At 61.7% G+C, this 26344-nt stretch carries 7 protein-coding genes; all 7 read right to left on the bottom strand.

The genetic code is table 11. The features are described 5' to 3' along the window. Positions 1-75: 75 nt before the first annotated feature. A complete protein-coding gene (locus VI215_02535) occupies positions 76-2175 on the bottom strand; it encodes a tetratricopeptide repeat protein (protein ID HEY6191182.1) in 2100 nt (699 codons plus the stop codon). Next, positions 2168-2923: a glycosyltransferase family 2 protein gene (locus VI215_02540; GenBank protein HEY6191183.1), complete on the bottom strand. Its 756-nt coding sequence runs from the start codon at positions 2921-2923 to the stop codon at positions 2168-2170. The genes VI215_02535 and VI215_02540 overlap by 8 nt, the downstream gene beginning before the upstream one ends. 235 nt (positions 2924-3158) lie before the next feature. Beyond that, complete coding sequence (locus VI215_02545; protein ID HEY6191184.1) at positions 3159-4940, bottom strand: YCF48-related protein; 1782 nt, start codon at positions 4938-4940, stop codon at positions 3159-3161. Between the two features lie 167 nt (positions 4941-5107). Beyond that, the gene (locus tag VI215_02550; GenBank protein ID HEY6191185.1) at positions 5108-12166 is read right to left on the bottom strand and encodes a T9SS type A sorting domain-containing protein; all 7059 of its coding nucleotides are present in this window, start codon (positions 12164-12166) and stop codon (positions 5108-5110) included. Between the two features lie 634 nt (positions 12167-12800). Then, positions 12801-17981, bottom strand: coding sequence for a T9SS type A sorting domain-containing protein (locus tag VI215_02555; GenBank protein ID HEY6191186.1), 5181 nt, complete (start codon positions 17979-17981; stop codon positions 12801-12803). Positions 17982-18521: 540 nt separating this feature from the next. Further along, on the bottom strand, positions 18522-22721 hold the full coding sequence (locus VI215_02560) for a T9SS type A sorting domain-containing protein (protein ID HEY6191187.1): 4200 nt from the start codon (positions 22719-22721) through the stop codon (positions 18522-18524). Between the two features lie 439 nt (positions 22722-23160). Then, the coding region (locus tag VI215_02565) for a T9SS type A sorting domain-containing protein (protein HEY6191188.1) at positions 23161-26344 on the bottom strand (3184 nt) is incomplete at its 5' end.

Here is a 26344-nt window from a genome sequence, read left to right on the forward strand (position 1 = left end):
TCAGTGACCGCTCGCGCCATCTTTTTTTCTCGTCATCCCGGCGCGTTTTGGGACGGGATCTTGATTGGGTTTCATTTAACCCCCGCCACGGGCGGAGAGTTCCCGGACTTTGTCGAAGCAGCGCTGGGCTTCGGCCTTCTCCCCCTTCGACTGGTACGCAAGACCGAGGTTCTGGTAGACTCGTGTGCTTCTCGGATCGACGTCGAGGGCCTTCCGGAACACGCCGATGGCGGCGTCGAAATCTCCCTTCAGGGCGTACGCTGTTCCGAGATTGTTGTACCCGTCGAGGTTGCCCGGGTCGACTGCCACCGCCTTTTGCAGGTAGACGATCGCGGTGTCGAACTCTTGCTTCTCTTTTCCGTAGATCATCCCCAGCTGCGTGTACGCCTGAGCGCCGGAGGGATTCGCCGCAATCGCGCTCTTCAGATCGGCGATGGCGGAGTCGATCCTGCCGGTATTCTGGTGGATCAACCCCATCTGGTAATACGCGTCGTCGTTTCCGGGATCCACCGTCGCGAGTCTCCGGAGCGTCTCGAGCGCTTTTTCATACTGCTTTGAATGGAGATAGACCACCGCGAGGTTCTTATACGCGTCGCTGTAACCCTGCCGGGCGGCGATCGCCTTTTCGTAACACCCGATCGCCTCCCGGTCGTTCGTGTCGCGCTGGTAGTAGATATTCCCCATGCTGAACCACGGTTCCGAGTAGGTGGGATGGATCTCGACCGCCCGTTTCAGATGCAGAAGCGACTCATCGACCATCTTGCGTTTTTTGGCGGGGTCCGTTTCATCGGCCGAGAGCCGCAGCAACTCCCCCCCGAGCGCGTTATGGACCTTCGCGCTGTTGGGAGAGGCGGAGACGTCGGTCGCAAAAAGCGTAAAATTGTCCTTCCACGCGGGGTTGCGGTCCACGGTCTTGAACCCGTACGCCCCGAGTATCGCCACGGCGGCCGCCGCCAGAACGGTCCTGGCGTTGGCGGCCGGAATCCGGCGGGAGAGCTGCACGAGCAGCCAGCCGAGGAACAGGCAGAAACCGACCGAAGGGAGATAGAGGAAGCGTTCCGACATGGTCGTGCCGACCGGAAGAAAGATGTTGGAGACGACCGAAAGCGTCGCCAGGTAATAGAGGATCACGAACGCGGGGAGCCGCTTCTTTGAAAGAGCGGCGAGCGCGTAGATCCCGAGCGCCAGATAGACAAGAAGCGGGATGATCGCGGCGGGGCTGTCCCACCCGATGATCGGGATCTGGTTGTAATAATAATCGTGGCTCAACGGATGCGGAAACAGGAGGAGCAGGAGATACCTTCCCAGGATGGAGGAAATCGTCGCAAATTTCTGTGACGTGCCGGCATAGACGAACGCGTTGTTGAGAACCTCCGTGATGTCGCCCGACTCGGCGCCCCCCGCAAAATGCGACCTGAGGGCGAGAAAGACGACCGCGATGACCGCCAGCGGAGCCATCCAGAGCGCCAGCTTCTTCGGAGAGGAGTTCGTGAAACAGAACAGTGCGAGCGGGATCACGGCGAGATAGGTGATCGCGTTCTCCTTCGAGATCAGCGCGAGAAAGAACGCCAGTGGCGTGAGCGCGGCGTAGAGAGTTCTCCTTGTCGCGACGAACTCGAGTAGCAGGTAGAGCGCCAGCAGGCAGAACAGGAGACAGAGGATCTCGTCCCTTCCCTTGATGTTGGAGACCACTTCGGTGTGGACGGGATGCGCGATGAAGAACGCCGATGCGAGAAAGGGGACGGTCATCCACCAGGCGTCCGCCCGGGAGGTCTTCAACAGCCTGCTCAGGACCACGAACATCAGGACGCCCGTAAGCGCGTAGAGAAGAATATTGAGGAAATGGCTGATGTGGGGGTTGCCTCCGAAGAACTCCTGCTCGATCGCGAACGTGACGATCGAGAGCGGACGGTATCTCCCCCCCGAAACCAGGTCCTTGTTTTTTCCGAAGAAACCGGTGAACGCGTCGGTGGTGAGGATGTCGGGGATCCCCTTGATCCCCTGCTGCGTGAAGGTGTCCTTCGTGATGACGATGCCGTCATCCAGGACATACCCGTTTTGAATGCTGTTTGCGTAGAGAAGAAACGCGAGCGCCGCGAGGGCGGCCGCCGGAAGCAGGAAGAGGGTTCGCCCCGCCCCGGGAACGACCTTTTGGGGGCCGGGCTTCTTACTCACTTCTGGCGGGGAAGAGCCGCGACCGGACGAGGTTCATTTTCGCGAGGCGGAATGCCATCGCGGTCGAGAGGCATCCGAAACCGTACTTGATGCTCCTCGAAAGGTTGATCGAAGAAGCCTCGGTGAAATATTTTGTCGGACAGGTCACCTCGGCGATCGTGTGCCCCAGCCAGAGAATCTGCACGAGCATCTCGTTGTCGAAGACGAAATCGTTCGAATTATTCTCCAGCGGAAGCTGCTCCAGAAGGTCTCGGGAGAAGGCCCTGAACCCGGTGTGGTATTCGGAGAGCTTCGCCCCGGTGAGCATGTTCTCCGCGAGCGTGAGGAAGCGGTTTGCGACATATTTCCAGACGGGCATCTTCCCTTTGAGGGCGTACCCCCCGAGGATCCTTGAGCCCAGGACGCAGGGATAGAGGTCGTTCCCGATGATAGACACCATGGCGGGGATGAGCTTCGGGGTGTACTGGTAGTCGGGATGAACCATGATCACGATCTCCCCCCCTTCCTCCAGGGCGAGCCGGTAGCACGTTTTCTGGTTCCCCCCGTAACCGAGGTTGACGGCGTGCGCGTGCACCCGGACCCGGTCGAGCGTCTTTGCGATCGCCGCGGTCTCGTCCCTGCTCCCGTCGTCCACGACGATCACCAGATCGACGACCCCCTGCTCCATCACCTCGTCGTACGTTTTGCGCAGCGTTTTCGCGGCATTGTACGCGGGCATGACAACCACGACCTTTTTTCCTTTATACATGGGAGCCAAGATACGAAAGTGGATGGCCGCAGTCAACACGGCGGGTCCTTCCGCAGGCTACCGAGCCCGAGGAATCGGTAGGCGCGACCTTCAGGTCGCGTACGGTCTAACGCAGGCTAAAGCCTGCGCCTACCGAGCCCGAATCATCGGTCGCGAAACGACCAGGCCCGAGGCAGCTCATGAACGGCGAGGGGAGCCGGAAGGCTCCCCTCGTGAAGAAAGCGGGATCTGGATGCTACTTCATGAGGATCAGTTTTTTCACCTGCGAAAATTCCCTCGCCGTCGATCGAGACGCGGCGCGAATCCTGTAGAGGTAGACCCCGGAGGGGAGCGGCGTTCCGAAGCCGTCCGAGCCCTTCCACTCCACCGATTGATATCCGGCGGCAACCGTCCCGTGCAGAAGGACCGCGACCGTCTGCCCGAGCGTGTTGGTGATCGTCAGATCGACCATGCTCTCCTCCGGCAGGTCGAACGAGATCTTCGTCGCAGGGTTGAACGGGTTGGGATAGTTCTGGCCCAGGGCATATTCGGTGGGGAGATTCCGGACGGAACCCGGCGCACGAACCTCGCCCGGCGCCGGAGGCGGGAGCTCGTCGGTTCTCAGGCGCGAGACGTCGGTGAGCATCGCCCTCGGAGTGTTCGGATCGGCCGTCGACCGGAGGGTGACGGTGCAATTCTGTCCGACCCGCATCCAGTAGCCCTGTCCGGGTTTGAGTGTGGTCGCCGCAAAATACGATCCGTTGTAGCCGAAGACAGACTGGATGGATCCCGGCGGATTCTGGACGAGGCTGCCCACGGCGATTTCCCTGCTGATCGCCCCGATGAGATTCCAGGGCGGAGTCAGGTTGATGGTCAGGCTGTCGACGGAAGTACCGGCGACATTGACGGTCTGCGCCCCCGAGAACTTCTCCCAGTATCCCCGCCCGAGAGACAGGCTGTCCGCGAGAAGGTAACCCGAGCCGGCGACATAATAAAAGGCCGGGGTTACCGCCGTCGGGAAGAGGAGGCTCTTGGTGCCGTTGACGCCCGCGAGCGGCACCGAGACCAGGTTCCACAAATCGTTGACCGCGAGCCCGCGCCTGAGAAGGAGCGGCCCGAAATTATTCCTGATGACATTCCCTCCTCCGCCCGATATCCATGCCCCCTCTCCGGGACGGACAGTGATGTCGTCGAGCTCCAGGAACGCGCCGGACGATTCCGGCGCCCAGACGCTGCCGCCGTTCGTGGTCTTCAGGAGCGTGCCCGCCGAGCCGACCACCCAGCCGGTCGTCGGGCTGAGGAATCCCAGACCGAGGAGCGCCACGCTCGCGTTGCTCGATTGGGGGATCCAGGAGACCCCGCCGTCGGTCGATTTCTTGATGACTCCCACCGCCGCCGTATCGAACCCGTACCCCACGTACCAGCCGGTTTGATGGTCTACAAAGCGGACGGCATCGATATCCTCGTTCCCGTCAACACCGTTGGTTTGAGGCGTCCAGGTGGCGCCGCCGTCGGTCGTCTTCACGATTGCACCGGGAAGAAGTCCGCTCGCCCAGCCGGTCGACGCATCGACGAAGGAAACGGATTCCAGGCACGAGATCACGCCGGATTCCTGGGTGTTCCAGCTCTCCCCCGCGTCGGTCGTATTCAAAATCAGGCCGTTGAACCCGACCGCCCAGCCCAGGGTCGGGGAGACGAACTGAACGGAGGAAAGGATCCTGCCGGTGTCTTTGATCGCCCAGTTCGCGCCGCCGTCGGTCGTTTTCAATATGATGCCTCCGCCGCATCCGTCGCATCCCCCCGTGATCCACCCGCGAAGCGAATCGATGAAGAAGACGCTTTCGAGCGGCTCGCTCGTTCCGCTGATCTGAGGAGCCCAGTTAATCCCGGCGGACGTCGATTTCAGGATCGTCCCCTCGTCGCCGACCGCCCAGCCGGTGGTCGCGTTCACGAATGTAATGCCGTGGAGCGTTTCCGTCGAGCCGGGAAACTGGGTTTCCCAGGTGTTCACCTGGCCGACCATCGTAGAGAGGGTCATCAAAGAACTCATCCAGAGTATGATAGCTGTCCGCATGGGTGTCGTCCTCTGTTGTGGGGCTATAATATAATCAGAATTTTCGAAAAAATGGAAATTCTCAACCTGTCACATAAAAATGGGGTGAGCCGGACAGACTCACCCCATGTATTCCTCATGCCTGACAAAGATTACTTCATCAGGACCATCTTCATCACGTCGTGGAACTCTTTCCCGCTCGTCGTGGAGGTCGCCTGCAGCCGGTACATGTAGATTCCCGACGGCAGCGCATCGCCCGCATGATTCGCCGTGTTCCACTCGACCGACTGGTAACCCGCTTCCATCATTCCATCCACCAGGGTGGCGACTTCCTGCCCGAGGATATTGAACACGCTCAACCTGACGGTGCTGGCTTCCGGCAGATCGAACTTGATCTGCGTGGTCGGGTTGAACGGATTCGGATAGTTCGAATGGAGAGCGTACTCAACCGGTGTTCCGGCGCTCATCTCCGAAGCGTCACGGAGGCCCGAAGTTCCAACCACCGGACCCGCGGCACAACCCGGAACCGCCGAGATGCTGTCGGCGGATAGACCGTCGAACGAGCCGCCGACCTTCGAGATGAAGTTGTACTGGCACGTCGGAGGAGCACCGCTGTAGGTGCCGCCCTGGATCGATTTGACGTCGTACTTCACCGAGATGATGTAGCTCGCACCCGGCGTCGCGCCCGTGATGCAGACGCGTCCCTGACCCGGCGTGATTTCGCTTCCCTGACGCAGCTTCGCGCAGCCGTCGGTATAGAGGTAGATCTGGTTGCCCTGCTGAATCCGGGCGTACTTGAAGCTGCTGCATGCCTTCGTCTGTACGATATCGACGCAGAAGCTGGCGCTCGGAGCCGTCACCCTCGTCCAGTAGAAGAAGACGCCCGGTGTCGCCGTGCCGACAACCCCGCTCGCCGGTTTGTAGCAGAGGGCGTTGAGCCGCTGCGCTGTGCCGCTGGTGAAGTCGGAGCAGGTCGTCTGTGTCGGGAAGATATGCCCGCCGCAGGTCGTCTTCAACGTCAGCGTGCCCGAGCCGGAGCCCGTGCAACCCTTCGTATCCGTCACCGTGACGCTGTAGCTTCCGGCAGAGCTGACCCTGATCGTCGAGGTCGTCGCGCCGGTGCTCCAGGAGAAGGTCGAAGCGCCGGTGCCGCCCGAGGGCGTCGCCGTCATCGTCGCAGAATCGCCCGGACAGATCAGCGCGTCGTTAACAGATACCGTCGGATTCGGATTGACCGTCAGAGTGCCCGAGCCGGAGCCCGTGCAGCCCTTGCTGTCCGTTACGGTCACGCTGTAGGTTCCAGCAGTGCTGCCGCAAAGCGAGGACGTTGTCGCGCCTGTACTCCACACAAATGTCACAGCCCCAGTTCCACCAGATGGTGTGGCTGTAAGGCAGACAGGGAGAATGCTTGCGCAGGCTTCAACGCTATTGACCGAAACGGTCGGATTCGGATCGACCGTGAGCGTGCCCGAGCCTGAGCCTGTGCAGCCCTTGGTGTCGGTCACCGTCACGCTGTACGTGCCCGCAGTGCTCGTGCTGATCGTCGAAGTCGTCGCGCCGGTGCTCCACGCGAAGGTCTTGGCGCCGGTCCCGCCCGCCGGAGTGGCGGTCAGGGTGGCAGGCAGAGCGCTTGCGCAGGCTTCGACATTCGCAACAGTCACAGTCGGATTCGGATCGACGGAGAGCGTACCCGAGCCGGAGCCCGTGCAGCCCTTCGTGTCCGTCACCGTTACGCTATACGTTCCGGCAGTGCTCGTGCTGATGGTCGAGGTCGTCGCACCCGTGCTCCAAGCAAAGGTGACTGCGCCTGTCCCACCGGAAGGCGTCGCGGTTAACGTCGCGGGAAGCGTGCTTGCGCAGACTTCCACGTTACCGACCGAAACTGTCGGATTCGGATCGACCGTGAGAGTGCCCTCGCCCGAGCCCGTGCAGCCCTTCGTATCGGTTACCGTCACGCTATAGGTGCCGGCAGTGCTCGTGCTGATCGTGGAAGTCGTCGCGCCCGTGCTCCACGCGAACGTCTTTGCGCCCGTGCCGCCGGCCGGCGTGGCCGTCAGCGTGGCAGGAAGCGTGCTTGCGCAGACTTCAACGGCTGCGATGGAGACGGTCGGATTCGGATCGACCGTGAGCGTGCCCGAGCCGGAGCCCGTGCAGCCCTTCGTATCCGTCACCGTTACGCTGTAGGTGCCCGCAGTGCTCGTGCTGATGGTCGAGGTCGTCGCGCCTGTGCTCCATGCAAAGGTCGCGGCGCCTGTTCCGCCGGCCGGTGTTGCGGTCAGTGTCGCTGGCAGCGTGCTGGCGCAAACTTCCACGTTGGCAATCGAGACAGTCGGATTCGGATCGACCGTCAGAGTGCCTTCGCCGGAGCCCGTGCAGCCCTTCGTGTCCGTCACCGTCACGCTATACGTGCCGGCAGTGCTCGTGCTGATGGTCGAAGTCGTCGCGCCCGTGCTCCATGCGAAGCTCTTCGCGCCGGTGCCGCCGGCCGGTGTGGCCGTCAGCGTTGCAGGAAGCGTGCTTGCGCAGACTTCAACGGCTGCGATGGAGACGGTCGGATTGGGATTGACCGTCAGGGTGCCCTCGCCGGAACCCGTGCAACCCTTTGTATCCGTTACGGTTACGCTATAGGTGCCCGCGGTGCTCGTGCTGATCGTCGAGGTCGTCGCTCCCGTGCTCCAGGCGAACGACTTCGCGCCCGTGCCGCCGGCCGGTGTGGCCGTAAGCGTGGCCGGAAGCGTGCTTGCGCAAACTTCGACGTTTGCAATCGAAACCGTCGGATTCGGATCGACGGTCAACGTGCCCTCGCCGGAGCCCGTGCAGCCCTTCGTATCGGTTACAGTCACGCTGTAGGTGCCGGCTGTGCTCGTGCTGATCGTCGAGGTCGTCGCGCCGGTGCTCCAGGCGAACGACTCCGCGCCTGTGCCGCCGGCCGGTGTGGCCGTCAGCGTCGCAGGCAGCGTGCTTGCGCAGACTTCGACGTTTGCAATCGAGACCGTCGGGTTCGGATTCACCGTGAGCGTGCCCGTGCCGGAGCCCGTGCAGCCCTTGGTGTCGGTGGCCGTCACGCTATACGTCCCCGCCGTGTTGACGCTGATCGTCGAGGTCGTGGCGCCCGTGCTCCACGAATAGGAATATGCAGGAGTTCCGCCGCTGACGGTTGCCGTCAGTGTGGCGGAGACGCCGCTGCAGACTTCTGTGCTGTTCACTGAAACATTGAGATTCGGATTGACTGTCAGCGTGCCTGTGCCGGAGCCGGTGCAGCCCTTCGTGTCGGTCACCGTGACGCTGTAGGTGCCGGCGGTGCTCGTGCTGATCGTCGATGTGGTCGCGCCTGTGCTCCATGCGAAGCTCTTTGCGCCGGTTCCGCCGGACGGCGTCGCCGTCAGCGTGGTCGGCAGCGCACTCGCGCAGACTTCGACGTTTGCGATCGAGACGGTCGGATTCGGATCGACCGTGAGTGTGCCTGAGCCTGAGCCCGTGCAGCCCTTCGTATCAGTCACGGTCACGCTGTACGTTCCGGCAGTGCTCGTGCTGATGGTCGAGGTGGTCGCGCCTGTGCTCCATGCGAACGTCTTTGCGCCGGTTCCGCCCGAGGGCGTCGCCGTCAGCGTCGCAGGAAGCGTGCTTGCGCAGACTTCCACGTTTGCGATCGAGACCGTCGGGTTCGGATCAACCGTGAGAGTTCCCTCGCCGGAGCCCGTGCAGCCCTTCGTATCCGTGACCGTCACGCTATAGGTGCCGGCAGTGCTCGTGCTGATCGTCGAGGTCGTCGCGCCTGTGCTCCATGCAAAGGTCGCGGCGCCCGTCCCGCCGGCCGGCGTCGCCGTCAGTGTCGCGGGCAACGTGCTTGCGCAGACTTCGACGTTTGCGATTGAGACGGTCGGATTCGGGTTGACCGTCAGCGTGCCTTCGCCGGAGCCCGTGCAACCCTTTGTGTCCGTTACGGTTACGCTATAGGTCCCCGCAGTGCTCGTGCTGATTGTCGAGGTCGTCGCGCCTGTGCTCCATGCGAACGTCTTCGCGCCCGTGCCACCCGAAGGTGTCGCGGTCAGCGTCGCCGGAAGCCCGCTGAAGCAGATTTCCACGTTGGCGACCGAGACCGTCGGATTCGGATCGACAGTCAGAGTGCCGGAGCCGGAGCCCGTGCAGCCTTTCGTATCTGTCACGGTCACGCTGTACGTACCAGCCGTGCTCGTGCTGATGGTGGAAGTCGTCGCGCCTGTGCTCCAGGAGAACGTCTTCGCGCCGGTGCCGCCTGCCGGTGTCGCGGTCAGTGTCGCAGGCAATGTGCTTGCGCAGACTTCGACGTTGGCGATCGAGACGGTCGGATTGGGATCGACCGTGAGTGTGCCTGAGCCTGAGCCCGTGCAGCCCTTGGTATCCGTGACCGTTACGCTATAGGTTCCGGCGGTGCTCGTGCTGATCGTCGAGGTCGTCGCACCCGTGCTCCATGCAAAGGTCGCGGCGCCTGTCCCTCCGGCCGGTGTGGCCGTGAGTGTCGCAGGTAATGTGCTCGCGCAGACTTCGACGTTTGCGATCGAGACCGTCGGGTTCGGATCGACCGTTAAGGTCCCAGAGCCTGAGCCCGTGCAGCCCTTCGTGTCCGTTACCGTCACGCTATAGGTGCCCGCAATGCTCGTGCTGATGGTGGAGGTCGTCGCGCCAGTGCTCCAGGCAAATGTCTTGGCGCCCGTTCCGCCGGCCGGCGTCGCAGTCAAGGTCGCCGGAAGCGCGCTCGCGCACTGTTCGACGTCTCCAACCGAGACCGTCGGATTCGGATCGACCGTCAGGGCCCCCGAGCCTGAGCCGGTGCAACCCTTCGTGTCCGTTACCGTGACGCTATACGTTCCCGCCGTGCTCGTGCTGATCGTCGAGGTCGTCGCACCCGTGCTCCATGCAAAGGTCGCGGCGCCCGTTCCGCCCGCCGGTGTCGCCGTGAGTGTCGCAGGCAATGTGCTTGCGCAAACTTCGACGTTCGCGATCGAGACAGTCGGATTGGGATTGACCGTCAGAGTGCCTGAGCCTGTGCCCGAGCATCCCTTCGAATCGGTCACCGTCACGCTGTAGGTGCCGGCCGTGCTCGTGCTGATGGTCGAGGTCGTCGCGCCGGTGCTCCAGGAGTACGTGAAATTCGGAGTGCCGCCGTTCGGCGTCGCGGTCAGAGTCGCAGGCAACGTGCTCGCGCAGACTTCCGGATTCGTGACATCGACAGTGAGTCCCGGATTTACCGTTACGGTCCCGGAACCCGATCCCGTGCAGCCCTTCGTATCGGTCACGGTCACGCTATAGGTGCCCGCGGTGCTCGTGCTGATGGTGGAGGTCGTGGCGCCTGTGCTCCATGAAAATGTCTTCGCGCCTGTGCCACCCGAGGGTGTCGCCGTCAGTAAAGCGGCCCCGCCCTGGCAGGTGGCTGAATTATTCACCGAAACCGTCGGGTTCGGATCGACCGTAAGCGTGCCCGAGCCCGAGCCCGTGCAGCCCTTGGTATCCGTTACCGTTACCGAGTAGGTTCCCGCGGTGCTCGTGCTGATGGTCGAGGTCGTCGCGCCGGTGCTCCATGCGAACGTCTTCGCGCCGGTTCCGCCCGCAGGCGTCGCGGTCAATGTTGCAGGAAGCGTGCTCGCGCAAACTTCGACGGCTGCGATCGAGACGGTCGGGTTCGGATTGACGGTCAAAGTGCCGGAGCCTGAGCCCGTGCAGCCCTTGGTGTCCGTCACGGTCACGCTGTAGGTCCCGGCCGTGCCGGTGCTGATCGTGGAGGTCGTCGCGCCGGTGCTCCATGAGAATGTCTTGGAGCCGGTTCCGCCTGAGGGCGTCGCAGTGAGTGTTGCGGAAGTCCCTGCGCACGCTTCGGGGCTATTCACCGAAACTGTGGGATTGGGATTTACGTTGAACACCACCGTGTCGAGCGCCTGGCCGCAGCCCTGGTCGCTCGTCACCGTCAAAAGAAGAACCGCTGTTCCCGTTCCCGTATCGGTGATCGTCGTCGTGAGCGAAGTCGGGTCGGCAATTGCAACCCGTCCACTCAATACAGACCACAACGGCGTGCCGTTCTGCGCGCTCCCCGCGAGCGTGAATGTCGTGGGATCGGTCGTCTGGCAAACAGACTGATCGGGTCCCGCGTTCGCTCTCGGCGGAGGAATGACTGCAAACCCGCCCAATGCAAAATCCATCAAAGAGCTTGTGAATGAAGCTGAAGAGCGCGTCTGGAAGAGCGCCGTCGCCAGCGGGTTGCAGGGATCGATCGGCAACAGGTTTAATCCCGTGAGATCGAGGCCAAATTCGACGAACTGAAGAGCGATCGTCGTGTCGGTGAGATTGCCCTGCGGCGAGACGCCCTGTCCCGGCGCAACCGCGGGAATGTTGGCGACGTTCGTCGTCACAAATCCCTTGCCCGCGGTGAGTGAATCGGCGATCAGTACCCACGATCCGCCGCTGGTGGTGCTCCACTCGCGGACGCTGACCACAGGCCGCGTTCCGCCGTTGGTGTAATCGACGATCAACAGAATATCGCCGCCAACGAGGTGGCCGAGCGTGTCGACGACGCCTGCGATGCGGCCGCCGATCGCTCCCGTGCCCGATGCGCGTCCGGTGATCTTATTGCTTCCCGGAACGCGCCGGTCGACGAACATGCCCTTCTGGTCCAGCTCAAGTCCTGCAAAGCTCACACCGTTGGTGGCGCGTGTCTCAAAGCCCGCGACCACCCAACGGTGGCCCGTCGCGCCGTCCACCTGCGTGCTGATGTAGCAGTTGGTGATGTCGTTCTTCTGAGGGCTTCCGCCGCCGAAGGTCGAGTCGACCACGCCCCAGTGGGTGCTCGCCGAATCGATCGCCTGATCGTTCTTTTCGCCGCCGGTGTACTGCGTCCCGTCGTTCCCCGTGCCCCAGTTCGGATCGCGGAACCAGAGGCTGTTCGTGGCGTTGTTTAATCCGAGAACAGACACTCCTCCGGACTGAAGCAGCAGTGCGCTTCCGGTCGGTCCCTGCGACCAGTCGTTGCCGGAGAGGAACGTTGCGCCCGTGAAGGTGACGCCCGAAAAGAAGTTCGCGTCGATCTCGACGTTCGCCGCGCTTCCGGGAGTACCGGCAGGAGGCGTCTGCGCGAATGCTCCGCCTGTGAAGACGAGCGTGCAGACGGCCATCGCGCAACAAAGCATGCGCAAGGAAACGAGTCCCTTGAGCCGCGCGAAAAAAGTAGAAGGTGAGTTCATGTGACTATGCCCCTTTAGTGTTGTGATGATAAGAGAAAAGTGGAAACGAATTCGACCTGACTGAGCCCGGAAAAGAAACAAATCAAGATACAACTGTGCAGTGATTCAAATCAATACTCCAAAAGGATGAAAGACGGATTAGAGGGTCGAGATCTCCCAATTGGGTAGAACAAGAACTCGAACTGAGATAGCGCGAAATCTTGCGGCGACTATCATGTCGCAAGGATTCTCCGGTGAACCGGAGGGTACGATGGCGAGATAGAGATCGAAAAATAATTGTCGCCGTCCCGCGATGGAAAAGAAATTTGGTGGTGAAACTGCTTCCCGGTGGAAGACGCACCGGGTGAAACGCTCCCGGGCGTCACTAGAGGTGAAGTTTTTTTTGGTTGAGAAACGGACTTCCCTTTGGGTGAGTAAAGATAGAAAACGGGTGCCCAAAAGTCAAGGGAGATGAGCCCGCATTACCCGATTTTTAATGTTCTCCGATACGCTTTACCTGTTTCTCCGCCGGCCGGGTTGACGGGGCCGGGAAACGGCGCCATCTTTCCATGCACTGACTGATCTTGGTTCAATAAAAACAATGGGGTGGCCCCGGGAAGGGACCACCCCATCGCTCAGACTGATGACTTCCAGCTTACTTCATCAACACCATCTTCATTACCTCATGGAACTCCTTCCCGCTCGTCATGGAGGTCGCCTGCAGCCGGTACATGTAGATTCCGGAAGGCAAGGCAACTCCTTCATGATTCGCAGTGTTCCATTCGACCGCCTGGTATCCCGCATCCATCGCCCCGTCCAGAAGCGTCGCGACTTCCTGGCCGAGTATGTTGAACACGCTCAGTCGGACAGTGCTCGCCTCGGGCAGATCGAACTTGATCTGCGTCGTGGGGTTGAACGGATTCGGATAGTTCGCATGGAGAGCGTACTGAGCCGGTACTGCAGCGCTCATCTCAGACGCGTCCCCAAATCCCGCTTTCGCCGGTGCGATCCCCGCCGAACATCCGGGCGTCGCCGAGATGCTGTCGGCGGAGGGCGTGATCGGCGAACCGCCGATCGAGCTGATGAAGTTGTACTGGCAGGTCGGAGGCGCACCGCTGTAGGTGCTGCCCTGGATCGACTTGACGTTGTACTTCACCGACACAATGTAATCCGCTCCCGGCGTCGCACCCGTGATGCAGACCCGCCCCTGACCGGGGCTCGGTTCCGTTCCCTGCCGCAGACTCTGGCAATCGGCGCTGTAGATGTAGATCTGGTTGCCCTGGTGAATCCGAAGGAACTTGAAGCTGCTGCACGCCTTCGTCTGTATGATGTCGACGCAGAAGCTCGCGCTCGGCGCCGTCACCTTTGTGAAGTAGAAGAAGACGCCCGGCGTCGCGGTGCCGACCGTGCCGCTCGAGGGTTGATAGCAGAGCGCGTTCAGGCGCTGGGCCGTGCCGCTCGTGAAGTCGCTGCAGGTCGTTTGCGTCGGGAAGATATGTCCGCCGCAACCGGTCTTCAGCGAGAGCGTGCCGGAGCCTGAGCCCGTGCAACCCTTGGTATCCGTCACCGTCACGCTATACGTGCCGGCGGTGCTGGTCCGGATCGTCGAGGTCGTCGCGCCCGTGCTCCATGCAAAGGTTGAAGCGCCCGTTCCGCCCGAAGGCGTCGCCGTCAACGTGGCGGAATCGCCGGGACAGACTGAGGCGTCATTCACGGAAACGGTCGGATTCGGATCGACCGTCAGAGTGCCCGAGCCCGAGCCCGTGCAACCCTTTGTATCCGTCACGGTCACGCTGTAAGTCCCGGCTGTGCTCGTGCTGATCGTCGAGGTCGTCGCTCCCGTGCTCCATGCGAAGGTCGATGCCCCGGTTCCGCCCGACGGGGTCGCGGTCAATGTCGCGGGAAGCGTGCTTGCGCAGACTTCAGGGCTATTGACAGAGACCGTCGGATTCGGATCGACCGTCAGAGCGCCCGAGCCCGAGCCCGTGCAGCCCTTCGTATCGGTCACGGTCACACTGTAGCTTCCGGCCGTGCTCGTGCTGATCGTCGAGGTCGTCGCGCCGGTGCTCCATGAGAATGTCTTTGAGCCGGTCCCGCCCGCGGGCGTCGCCGTCAGGGTCGCCGGGAGAGCGCTTGCGCATGCTTCGACTGCTGCGACGGAAACAGTCGGATTCGGATCGACCGTCAGAGTGCCCGAGCCGGTGCCCGTGCATCCCTTCGAGTCGGTCACGGTCACGCTGTAGGTGCCCGCCGTGCTCGTGCTGATCGTCGAGGTCGTCGCGCCCGTGCTCCATGCAAAGGTCGCAGCGCCTGTCCCGCCCGAGGGCGTCGCAGTCAATGTCGCGGGCAATGTGCTCGCGCACACTTCCGGGCTATTGACGGAGACCGTCGGGTTCGGATTGGAAGTCAGCGTGCCCGTGCCGGAGCCCGTGCAACCCTTCGTATCGGTCGCCGTTACGCTGTAGGTTCCAGCGGTGCTCGTGCTGATCGTCGAGGTCGTCGCGCCCGTGCTCCATGAGTAGGTGTATCCGGGCACACCCCCGCTCACCGTTGCGGTGAGTGTCGCAGAGAATCCCGAGCAGGCCTCGGGACTATTGACCGAGACATTCAGATTCTCATCGATGGTCAATGTGCCCGTGCTTGAGCCCGTGCAACCCTTCGTATCGGTCACGGTCACACTGTAGGTGCCCGCGGTGCTCGTGCTGATCGTCGAGGTCGTCGCGCCGGTGCTCCACGCAAAGGTCTTGGCGCCGGTTCCGCCCGAGGGCGTGGCAGTCAAGGTAGCCGGGAGCGAGCTTGCGCACACCTCGGGGCTATTGACCGAGACCGTCGGGTTCGGATCGATCGTCAGCGTGCCCGTGCTTGAGCCCGTGCAACCCTTCGTATCGGTCACGGTCACACTGTAGGTGCCCGCGGTACTCGTGCTGATCGTTGAGGTCGTCGCGCCGGTACTCCACGCGAACGTCGCAGCGCCCGTTCCGCCCGAGGGCGTCGCAGTCAAGGTAGCCGGGAGCGTGCTTGCGCAGACCTCGGGGCTATTGACAGAAACGGTCGGGTTCGGATTCACCGTCAACGTGCCTGTGCCTGAGCCGGTACAACCCTTCGTGTCAGTCGCCGTCACGCTGTACGTTCCCGCCGTGCTCGTGCTGATCGTCGAGGTCGTCGCGCCCGTGCTCCAGGAATAGGTGTAGGCCGGAGTTCCGCCGCTTACACTTGCGGTCAGGGTGGCCGAAGTCCCTGAACAGACTTCGGGGCTATTCACCAAAACGGTAAGGTTCGCGTTGATCGTGAGCGTACCCGAGCCTGAGCCCGTGCAACCCTTCGTATCGGTCACGGTCACGCTGTAGGTTCCGGCCGTGCTCGTGCTGATCGTCGAGGTCGTCGCGCCCGTGCTCCATGCAAAGGTCTTTGCGCCCGTTCCGCCCGAGGGCGTCGCAGTCAGGGTCGCCGGGAGCGCGCTTGCGCAGACTTCCGGGCTGTTGACCGAAACCGTCGGGTTCGGATCGACAGTCAGGGTGCCGGAACCCGAGCCGGTGCAACCCTTCGTATCGGTCACGGTCACGCTGTAGGTGCCCGCCGTGCTCGTGCTGATCGTTGAGGTCGTCGCGCCTGTGCTCCATGCGAACGTCGAAGCGCCTGTCCCGCCCGAGGGCGTAGCGGTCAGAGTCGCAGGCAGCGTGCTCGCGCAAACCTCCACGTTCGCAATCGAGACCGTCGGATTCGGATCCACGGTGAGCGTGCCCGAGCCTGAGCCCGTGCAACCCTTCGTGTCGGTCACGGTCACGCTGTAGGTGCCCGCCGTGCTCGTGCTGATCGTCGAGGTCGTCGCGCCTGTGCTCCATGCGAACGTCGAAGCGCCTGTCCCGCCCGAGGGTGTGGCAGTCAAGGTAGCCGGAAGAGTGCTCGCGCAGACTTCGGGGCTATTGACTGAGACTGTCGGGTTCGGATTCACCGTGAGCGTGCCCGTGCTCGAGCCTGTGCAGCCCTTCGTATCGGTTACCGTCACTGAGTAGGTTCCTGCCGTGCTCGTGCTGATCGTCGAGGTCGTCGCGCCCGTGCTCCATGCAAAGGTCTTTGCGCCCGTTCCGCCCGAGGGCGTCGCAGTGAGGGTCGCCGGCAGGGTGCTTGCGCAGACTTCCGGGCTATTGACCGAGACGGTCGGATTCGGATCGACTGTGAGGGCGCCTGAGCCCGAGCCCGTGCAACCCTTCGTGTCCGTTACCGTCACCGAGTAGGTTCCTGCCGTGCTCGTGCTGATCGTCGAGGTCGTCGCGCCTGTGCTCCACGCAAAGGTCGCGGCCCCCGTTCCGCCCGCTGGCGTCGCAGTCAGAGTCGCGGGCAACGTGCTCGCGCAAACTTCGACAGCAGCGATCGAGACTGTCGGGTTCGGATTGACCGTCAGGGTGCCTGTGCTTGAGCCCGTGCAACCCTTCGTGTCGGTCACGGTCACGCTATACGTGCCGGCCGTGCTCGTCGAGATCGAAGAGGTCGTCGCGCCTGTGCTCCATGAAAATGTCACGGCGCCCGTCCCGCCCGAAGGTGTGGCGGTCAGGGTCGCAGGCAGCGTGCTCGCGCAGACCTCGGGGCTATTGACCGAGACCGTCGGGTTCGGATTCACGTTAAACACGACCGTATCGAGCGCCGCGCCGCAGCCCTGGCCGCTCGTCACCGTCAGAAGAAGAACCGCTGTTCCGGTTCCCGTGTCCGTGATCGTCGTCGTGAGCGAAGTGGGATCCGTGATCGCAACCCGTCCGCTCAGAACCGACCATAACGGCGTGCCGTTTGTTGCGCTCCCTGCAAGCGTAAACGTCGTCACATCTCCCGCCGCGCAGACAGACTGATCCGGTCCCGCATGCGCCTCCGGCGGGGGAATGACCGCAAACTTGCCAAGTGCAAAATCCATTAATGAACTTGTGAACGACGAAGAGGAACGCGTCTGGAACAGTGCCGTCGCCAACGGGTTGCAGGGATCGATCGGCAACAGGTTCAATCCCGTCAAATCGAGGCCGAACTCTATGAACTGGAGCGCAATCGTCGTATCGGTCAGCGTTCCGTTCGGTGAGACGCCCTGGCCCGGCGCCACCGCCGGAATGTTTGCGAGGTTCGTCACGACAAATCCCTTGCCTGCGGTGAGAGAATCCGCTATCAGTACCCATGATCCGCCGCTATTGGTGCTCCACTCGCGCACGCTGACTATTGGTCTGTTTCCGCCGCCGGTATAATCGACTATTAATAGAATATCTCCACCAACCAGGTGGTTGTTGATATCCACAACGCCTGCGATGCGTCCGCCGACGGCTCCTGTGCCCGATGCCCGGCCTGTGATCTTGTTGCTCCCCGGCACCCGCCGGTCCACGAACATACCCTTCTGGTCGAGTTCAAGGCCTGCGAAACTGTTTCCGTTCACAGCCCGTGTCTCCATCCCGGCGATCACCCACCGATGGCCGGTTGCTCCGTCGACCTGCGTGCTGATATAGCAGTTCGTGATGTCGTTCTTCTGCGGGCTTCCGCCTCCGAAGGTGGTATCGACCACGCCCCAGTGCGTGCTGGCGGAGTCGATCGCCTGATCATTCTTTTGTCCGCCCGTGTACTGTGTCGGATCGTTCTGTGTCGCCCAATCCTGGTCCCGGAACCACAGGCTGTTCGTCGCGTTGTTCAAGCCCAGGACGGAGTGTCCTCCGGATTGAAGCAACAGCGCGCTGCCGGTCGGTCCCTGCGACCAGTCGTTACCGGAAAGAAACGTCGCGCCGGTGAAGGTGATGCCGGAGAAGAAGTTCGCGTCGATCTCGACGTTGGCCGCGCTTCCCGGCGACCCGTTCGGCGGCGTCTGTGCCATTGCGCCGCCTGTCAATCCAAGCGCGCATACAAGCAGAGCGCTACAAAGCAGACGCAAGGAAACAAGTCCCTTGTGCTGCGGCGAAGTTGTAAGAAGTGCGTTCATGAATTGTGCCCCTTTATGAAATGGGATGAATGAAAGGATACCGGTGGCCCGCTTTGTCCCATGCCGGCTTGTGGATAGAGAGTGAAATGATTGTTGCCTCGCCATGAAAAGAAATTTTCTATGGAGACTGTTCCCGACGGAAAACGCCCCGGAGGAATTCTCTTGAGCGTTACGGGAGGAAAATTTTTGAGAGTGAAACGGACCTTCGTTGGATGTTTCAAGATAAAAAAGTGGGCTCCAAAAGTCAAGAAAATAGAGTCCGGATCAACACTTTTAACAATTTCCATCGGCACGTTTTACCCGATTTCCCGAGCGTCTTGCACCGAAGACGAGACGGTCGTTTCTTCGAGACTGACTCCACCGCAAAGTTCAATAAAAACAATGGGGTGGCCCCGGGAAGGGTCCACCCCATTGCTGAGACTTATTACTTCCAGCTTACTTCATCAACACCATCTTCATCACGTCGTGGAACTCCTTCCCGCTCGTCATGGAGGTGGCCTGCAGCCGGTACATGTAGATCCCGGAAGGCAGGGCCGCACCCTCAGGATTCGCAGTGCTCCAATCGACCGACTGGTATCCCGCATCCATCACGCCATCCACGAGCGTTGCGACTTCCTGGCCGAGGATGTTGAACACGCTCAGACGGACGCTGCTCGCTTCGGGCAGATCGAATTTGATCTGCGTCGTGGGATTGAACGGATTCGGATAGTTCGTGTGGAGCGCGTACTGAGCCGGAGTTGCGAGGCTCAATTCGGACGCTCCCTTGAACTCCGTCTTGCCGAGGGCGGAAAGCCCGACGCAATTCGGCGCCGCATTGATGCTGTCGGCGGTGGTCTGAATCGGCGTGCCGGCGACCGAAGTGATGAAGTTGTACTGGCAGGTCGGAGGCGCACCGCTGTAGGTTCCGCCCTGGATCGACTTGACACTATACTTCACCGAGATGATGTAGTGGTTGCCCGGTGTCGCGTTGGTGATGCAGACACGTCCCTGGCCGGGTGAAGGTTCGGTGCCCTGCGTCAGACTCTGGCAGGCGTCGGAGTAGATGTAGATCTGGTTGCCGTTCTGAATCCGGTTCAGCTTGAACGTGCTGCAAGCCTTGGTCTGTGTCACGTCGACGCAGAAGCTCGCGCTCGGCGCGGTGATCTGCGCGAAGTAGAAGAACACTCCGGGGGTTGCGGTGCCGACCGTTCCGTTTGCCGGCTTGTAGCAAAGCGACGGGAGACGTGTGGCCGTTCCGCTCGCGAACTCGCTGCAGGTGGTCTGAGTCGGGAATATGTGCCCGCCGCAATCGGTCTTCAGCGTTATCGTTCCGGATCCGGAGCCTGTGCATCCCTTGGTATCGGTCACGGTCACGCTGTAGGTACCGGCAGTGCTCGTCCTGATCGTGGAGGCCGTCGCGCCGCTGCTCCACGCGTATGTAACTGAGCCGGTTCCGCCGCTGGCCGTGGCCGTTAACGTGGCGGAGTCGCCGGGGCAGACCAACGCGCTATTCACCGAGACTGTCGGATTCGGATTGACTGTCAGACAGCCCGAGCTTGAGCCCGTGCAACCCTTGGTATCCGTCACCGTCACCGAATAGCAGCCCGCAGTGCTCGTGCCGATCGTCGATGTCGTTGCCCCTGTGCTCCATGCGAAGGTCGAAGCGCCCGTACCGCCCGAAGGCGTTGCAGTCAAGGTCGCCGGAAGAGTGCTCGCGCAGACTTCGGGGCTATTGACTGAGACTGTCGGGTTCGGATTCACCGTGAGGGTGCCCGTGCTCGAGCCTGTGCAACCCTTCGTATCGGTCACGGTCACGCTGTACGTTCCAGCCGTGCTCGTGCTGATCGTCGAGGTGGTCGCGCCGGTGCTCCATGCGAACGTTTTCGCGCCCGTTCCGCCCGATGGCGTGCCAGTCAAAGTGGCCGGAAGTGTGCTCGCGCAAACTTCGGGGCTATTCACCGAGACTGTCGGATTCGGATTGACGGTCAGGCAGCCAAAGCTTGAGCCGGTGCAACCCTTCGTATCCGTCACCGTCACAGAGTAACAGCCCGCCGTGCTGGTGCTGATCGTCGAGGTCGTCGCGCCGGTGCTCCAGAGGAAGGTCGAGGCAACGCCCGCCGCGCCAAATGCGGACGGAGCCGCCCCGAAGCTCGGAGTGGCAGTCAGCGTCGCCGGCAGCGTGCTTGCGCAGACTTCCGGGCTGTTGACCGAAACCGTCGGGTTCGGATTGATCGTCAGGCAACCTGAGCCGGTGCCCGAGCATCCCTTCGAATCGGTGACCGTTACAGAGTAACAGCCGGCCGTGCTGGAGCTGATCGTGGAAGTCGTCGCGCCGGTGCTCCATGAGAACGAGTAGTTGGGAGTGCCGCCGCTCGGAGTCGCCGTCAGCGTCGCGGGAAGCGTATTCGCGCAGACTTCGGGACTGTTGACGGAGACTGTCAGTCCGGGGTTGATTCCAACCGTCCCTGAACCTGTTCCGGTGCAGCCCTTCGTATCGGTCACGGTCACGCTGTAGGTTCCAGCCGTGCTCGTGCTGATCGTCGATGTCGTCGCGCCGGTACTCCATGCGAACGTCTTCGAGCCGGTCCCGCCCGACGGGGTCGCTGTCAGTGTCGCAGCGCCGCCCTGGCAGGCCGAGGAATTGTCGACCGAGACGGTCGGATTCGGATTGGCAGTGAGCGTCCCTGTGCTCGAGCCGGTGCAACCTTTTGTATCGGTCACGGTCACGCTGTAGGTTCCGGCCGTGCTCGTGCTGATCGTCGAGGTCGTTTCGCCCGAGCTCCAGGCAAACGTCTTGGCACCGGTCCCGCCGGATGGCGTTGCGGTCAATGTGGCCGCGAACCCCGCGCAAGCCTCCGGGCTATTCACCGAGACTGTCGGATTCGGATTCGCCGTGAAGGTGCCTGAACCGGAGCCCGTGCAACCCTTCGTATCGGTCACGGTCACGCTGTAGGTCCCCGCCGTGCTCGTGCTGATCGTCGAGGTCGTCGCGCCTGTGCTCCATAAGAATGTCGCGCCGGCTGCATGTGCGCCGCTCGGCGTCGCGGTCAGGGTGGCCGAAGTCCCTGAACATGCTTCCGGACTATTGACGGAAACCGTCGGGTTCGGATTGACCGTCAGGGTGCCTGTGCTTGAGCCCGTGCAACCCTTCGTATCGGTCACGGTCACGCTGTAGGTTCCGGCCGTGCTCGTGCTGATCGTCGAGGTTGTCGCGCCTGTGCTCCATGAGAATGTGACGGCGCCCGTCCCGCCCGAAGGTGTGGCGGTCAACGTGGCCGAACTCCCTGAGCATGCCTCGGGGCTATTGACCGAGACCGTCGGGTTCGGATTCACATTAAACACGACCGTATCGAGCGAAGCGCCGCAGCCCTGGCCGCTCGTCACCGTCAAAAGAAGAACCGCTGTTCCTGTTCCCGTGTCGGTGATCGTCGTCGTCAGGGAGGTGGGGTCCGTAATCGCAACCCGGCCGCTCAGGACCGACCACAATGGCGTACCGTTCGTCGCGCTTCCCGCGAGCGTGAATGTCGTGGGATCGGTTGTCTGGCAAACCGCCTGGTCGGGCCCCGCATGCGCCTCGGGAGGCGGAATGACCGCGAACTTGCCGAGGGCAAAATCCATTAAAGAACTTGTGAACGACGCTGAGGAACGCGTCTGGAAGAGCGCTGTTGCCAGCGGGTTGCATGGGTCGATCGGCAACAGGTTCAATCCCGTGAGATCGAGGCCGAATTCGACGAACTGCAACGCAATCGTCGTATCCGTCAGGTTTCCCTGCGGTGAGACGCCCTGTCCCGGAGCTACCGCCGGAATGTTCGCCGCATTCGTGGTGACGAATCCCTTGCCCGCGGTGAGTGAATCGGCGATCAGGACCCACGATCCGCCGCTATTGGTGCTCCACTCGCGGACGCTCACGACCGGCTTCGATCCGCCGTTCGTGTAATCCACGATCAATAGAATATCGCCGCCGACCAGGTGGTTATTAATGTCGACTACGCCCGCGATGCGGCCGCCGACTGCTCCTGTGCCCGAAGCGCGTCCGGTGATCTTGTTGCTTCCAGGCACTCTGCGGTCGACGAACATACCCTTCTGGTCTAATTCCAAACCTGCGAAGCTCACGCCGTTGGTTGCGCGTGTCTCAAAGCCCGCGACCACCCAACGGTGGCCCGTCGCTCCGTCCACCTGCGTGCTGATGTAGCAGTTGGTGATGTCGTTCTTCTGTGGGCTTCCGCCGCCGAAGGTCGAGTCGACCACGCCCCAGTGTGTGCTGGCGGAATCGATCGCCTGGTCGTTCTTCTGGCCGCCTGTGTACTGCGTCCCGTCGTTCCCCGTTCCCCAGTTCGGATCGCGGAACCAAAGGCTGTTCGTGGCGTTGTTCAACCCGAGAACCGAAACTCCTCCGGATTGAAGAAGGAGCGCGCTCCCGGTCGGGCCTTGCGACCAGTCGTTGCCGGAGAGAAACGCTGCGCCCGTGAAGGTGACGCCCGAGAAGAAGTTGGCGTCGATCTCGACGTTCGCCGCGCTGCCGGGAGTACCGGCAGGAGGAGTTTGCGCGTATGCGCCGCTCGTGAACGCGAGCGTGCATACCAGAATCGCGCAACAGAGCGCCGGCAATGCCGTGACCCTTGCGCGAAGCATATTGGATACTGTATTGAGCATCATGACGATACTCTCCTGTGATGTGGTTGTGGATGAAAAGTTACTCATTGGATAAGTGGGTTTTAATTCTCAGGGACGGTGAGAAGAAAAGAAATCGGGAAAAGGTGATAGACCCCCCGTCCATAAAGGAATTATAGATCGAATTAAAAAAAGTTTTTGAACTCAATTACAGAGAGGTTATTGCTTCAGAGCCGGATAGAGAGTAAACCTGGGACGAACAAACAAAGCTCCCGTCTTAGCGCACAGGTCCATAGTACGAAAGTAATCCAATAGTGTCAATAGTCACATTTTCGCTTTACCTGATTATATTAATTTGCGAATGATCGCGAATTATTTTTGACGGCGACGCATCATCCGATTGTCTATCGAGAATGACGCGGGAGTAAAACAACGGGGTGGCTCGCTTGGAACCACCCCATCGTTTTATCCATTTCCTGACGGCTTACTTCATCAACACCATCTTCATCTCCCCGTGGAACTCCGTTCCGCTCGTCAAGGAAGTCGCCTGCAGCCTGTAGAAATAAACACCTGACGGCAATGCCGCTCCCTCCCGGTTCGAGGTGTTCCATTCGACCGACTGGAAGCCCGCCCCCATCGTCCCGTTCACGAGAGACGCGACTTCCTGGCCCAGGATGTTGAACACGCTCAACCTGACATGGCTCGCCTCGGGCAGATCAAACTTGATCTGCGTCGTGGGGTTGAACGGATTCGGATAGTTCGCATGGAGAGCATAACCGGCCGGCTTCGCGACAGACTGAGCCTGCTCGCCGCCATTGAGGCGTGGAGCCAGTGCTGCCTGCGCCTGGGCGCCGACTCCCACTGTGAAGCTCCCGATGACGAAGTCTTTCAATTCGGCGGTCACCGATGCGGATGCCCTTGTTTCGATCAAGAATGAGGCGAAACAGGGGTTCACACCGGGCAGACACGCCACGTCTATTCCGCCCTCAAAGAATGCGCCCTTCGGATAAGACGACGGCGATTTTCCCTTCGGGTTGTAGAGCCATGGCGGCGTACTCACCGTCGAATTGGTTATTGCAAACGAATTGGAGGCGTTCAGCGTAAGCTTGTTCAGCGAACCATCCGATCCGCCGCTTCCGACCCATTCGTACGCGAAGATGACCGGAGTCCCTCCGCCCTGGATGAAGTTGGAGAGGACCAGGAGGTCTCCGATTTCATGTTGTCCGGTAAATGTGTTGCTGCTCGTATTAAGATGGACAGTGTCCTGGAAGAACCAGAATCCGATCTGCGCATTCCCGTTCACCGAGTACCGGTCGCCGAAGAAATAGAGCCGCGTACCGTATTCGGCCGCTCCCGCGTTCAGGATATCGTCCTTATCCGGGGTCGATTGAACGTTATAGTGCCACTGGGTGACATCCACGATGTCCTTCGTTCCGATCACGAAATAGTCGTCGGCTTTCGACGGAAAATCAGAGACTATTCCGGTCGTGGAAGTCGGGTGGGCCGATCCGTTGAAGATCAGATTCCAATCATCCGGAGGATTCGGCGCGACGGCGTTTGGATCGCCGTCGAGTTCGAAGCCCAGGGTGATCGCGCCGTCCGCCCCGCAGGTCCCGCTCGGTGGAATAACATTCGACACATGCGCCGATGCGGTGCCCGTGCAACCGTGCGTATCGGTCACCGTCACCGAGTAATCCCCCGAGTCGCAGACCGTCGGGCTCTGGGCAGAGGAGGTGAATCCACCCGGTCCCGTCCAGCTATAGGTCAGGCCCGCCGGGCTCGCCGAGATCGTCGTGCAGGGATCGAAACAGGTGATCGATCCGCCTGTCGCGCTCGGAGACGGCGGCGTCCGTGTAATGACGCTCGCCGAACCTGAGCCGGTGCATCCCTTCGTATCGGTCACCGTCACGCTATACGTCCCGGCCGTGCTCGTGCTGATCGTGGAGGTCGTCGCGCCGGTGCTCCAGGCGTACGTCTTCGCGCCTGTCCCGCCGGACGCATTGGCCGTCAGAGTCGCCGAGCTTCCCGGGCAGACGCTGTCATTTGCCACCGTCACCGTGGGATTCGGATCGATGGTCAACGTACCCGACGTCGAGCCCGTGCAGCCCTTCGTGTCCGTGACCGTCACACTGTAGGTGCCGGCAGTGCTCGTGCTGATCGTCGAGGTCGTCGCGCCTGTGCTCCACGCAAACGTCGAAGCGCCCGTTCCGCCCGATGGCGTCGCGGTCAACGTCGCAGGAGCCGCGCTCGCGCAAACTTCCACGTTCGGCACCGAGACCGTCGGATTCGGATTAACAGTCGCCGTGCCCGATCCCGAGCCGGTGCAGCTCTTCGAATCGGTCACCGTAACGGAAAACGTTCCCGCCGTGGTGGTGCTGATCGTCGAGGTCGTCGCGCCGGTGCTCCAGGAATACGTGTAAGCGGGCGTGCCGCTGCTGGCGGATGCCGTCAGGGTGGCCGCGAGCCCGCCGCAGACCGCCGGGTTATTGACCGATACGGTCAGATTCGGATTGACCGTGAGCGTGCCTGTACCGGAGCCCGTGCAGCCCTTCGTATCTGTGACCGTCACGCTGTAGGTGCCGGCCGTGCTCGTGCTGATCGTCGAGGTGGTTGCCCCGGTGCTCCACGAGAACGTAGCAGCACCCGTCCCGCCGGCCGGTGTCGCAGTCAAGGTCGCAGGCAATGCGCTCGCGCATACCGTGGGGCTATTCACGGAGACCGTCGGATTCGGATTGAGAGAGAGCGTCCCGGACCCGGAGCCCGTGCAGCCCTTCGAGTCGGTCACGGTGACGCTATAGGTTCCAGCCGTGCTCGAGCTGATCGTGGAGGTCGTCGCGCCCGTGCTCCACGCGAACGTCTTCGCGCCGGTTCCGCCGGAGGGCGTTGCCGTGAGCGTGCCCGAAACTCCTCCGCAGACGTCGGTGTTGTTCACCGAGACCGTCGGGTTCGGATTGATTGTGAAGACGACTGTGTCCGTCGCCGCGCCGCAATTCTGGTTGCTCGTCACCGTCAGAAGGAGAACAGCGGTTCCCGTTCCGGTATCGGTGATCGTGGAGGTGAGCGAAGTCGGGTCCGTAATTGCGACCCGTCCGCTCAGGACCGACCAGAGCGGGGTGCCGTTCGCCGCGCTTCCTGCGAGGGTGAAGGTGGATACATCACCCTGCGGACAGCTGGCCTGATCGGGTCCGGCGTCCGCCAGCGGAGGCGGAATGACCGCGAATCTGCCCAGCGCAAAATCCATCAACGAACTTGTGAATGACGCCGAGGATCGAGTCTGGAACAACGCCGTTGCCAGCGGATTGCAGGGATCGATCGGCAAGAGGTTTAATCCCGTCAGATCGAGGCCGAACTCGACGAACTGAAGCGCAACGGTGGTGTCGGTGAAGGACCCGTTGGGCGAGACGCCCTGTCCGGGTGCTACAGCCGCGACATTGCTGGTGTTGGTCACAACGAATGCTTTCCCGGTCGTGAGAGAATCGGCGATCAGGAACCAGGATCCCCCGCTGTTGGTGCTCCACTCCCGGACACTGATCACAGGCTTCGATCCGCCGTTGGTGTAGTCCACGATCAGGAGAATGTCACCCCCTACGAGGTGTCCGTTGATGTCCACGGCTCCGGCGATGCGCCCGCCCAGCGCGGTGCCGAGCGACTGGGGTCCCGAGGCCCTG

The sequence above is a fragment of the Bacteroidota bacterium genome, assembly GCA_036522515.1.
In the GTDB taxonomy this organism is placed as follows: domain Bacteria; phylum Bacteroidota; class Ignavibacteria; order UBA10030; family SZUA-254; genus VBOC01.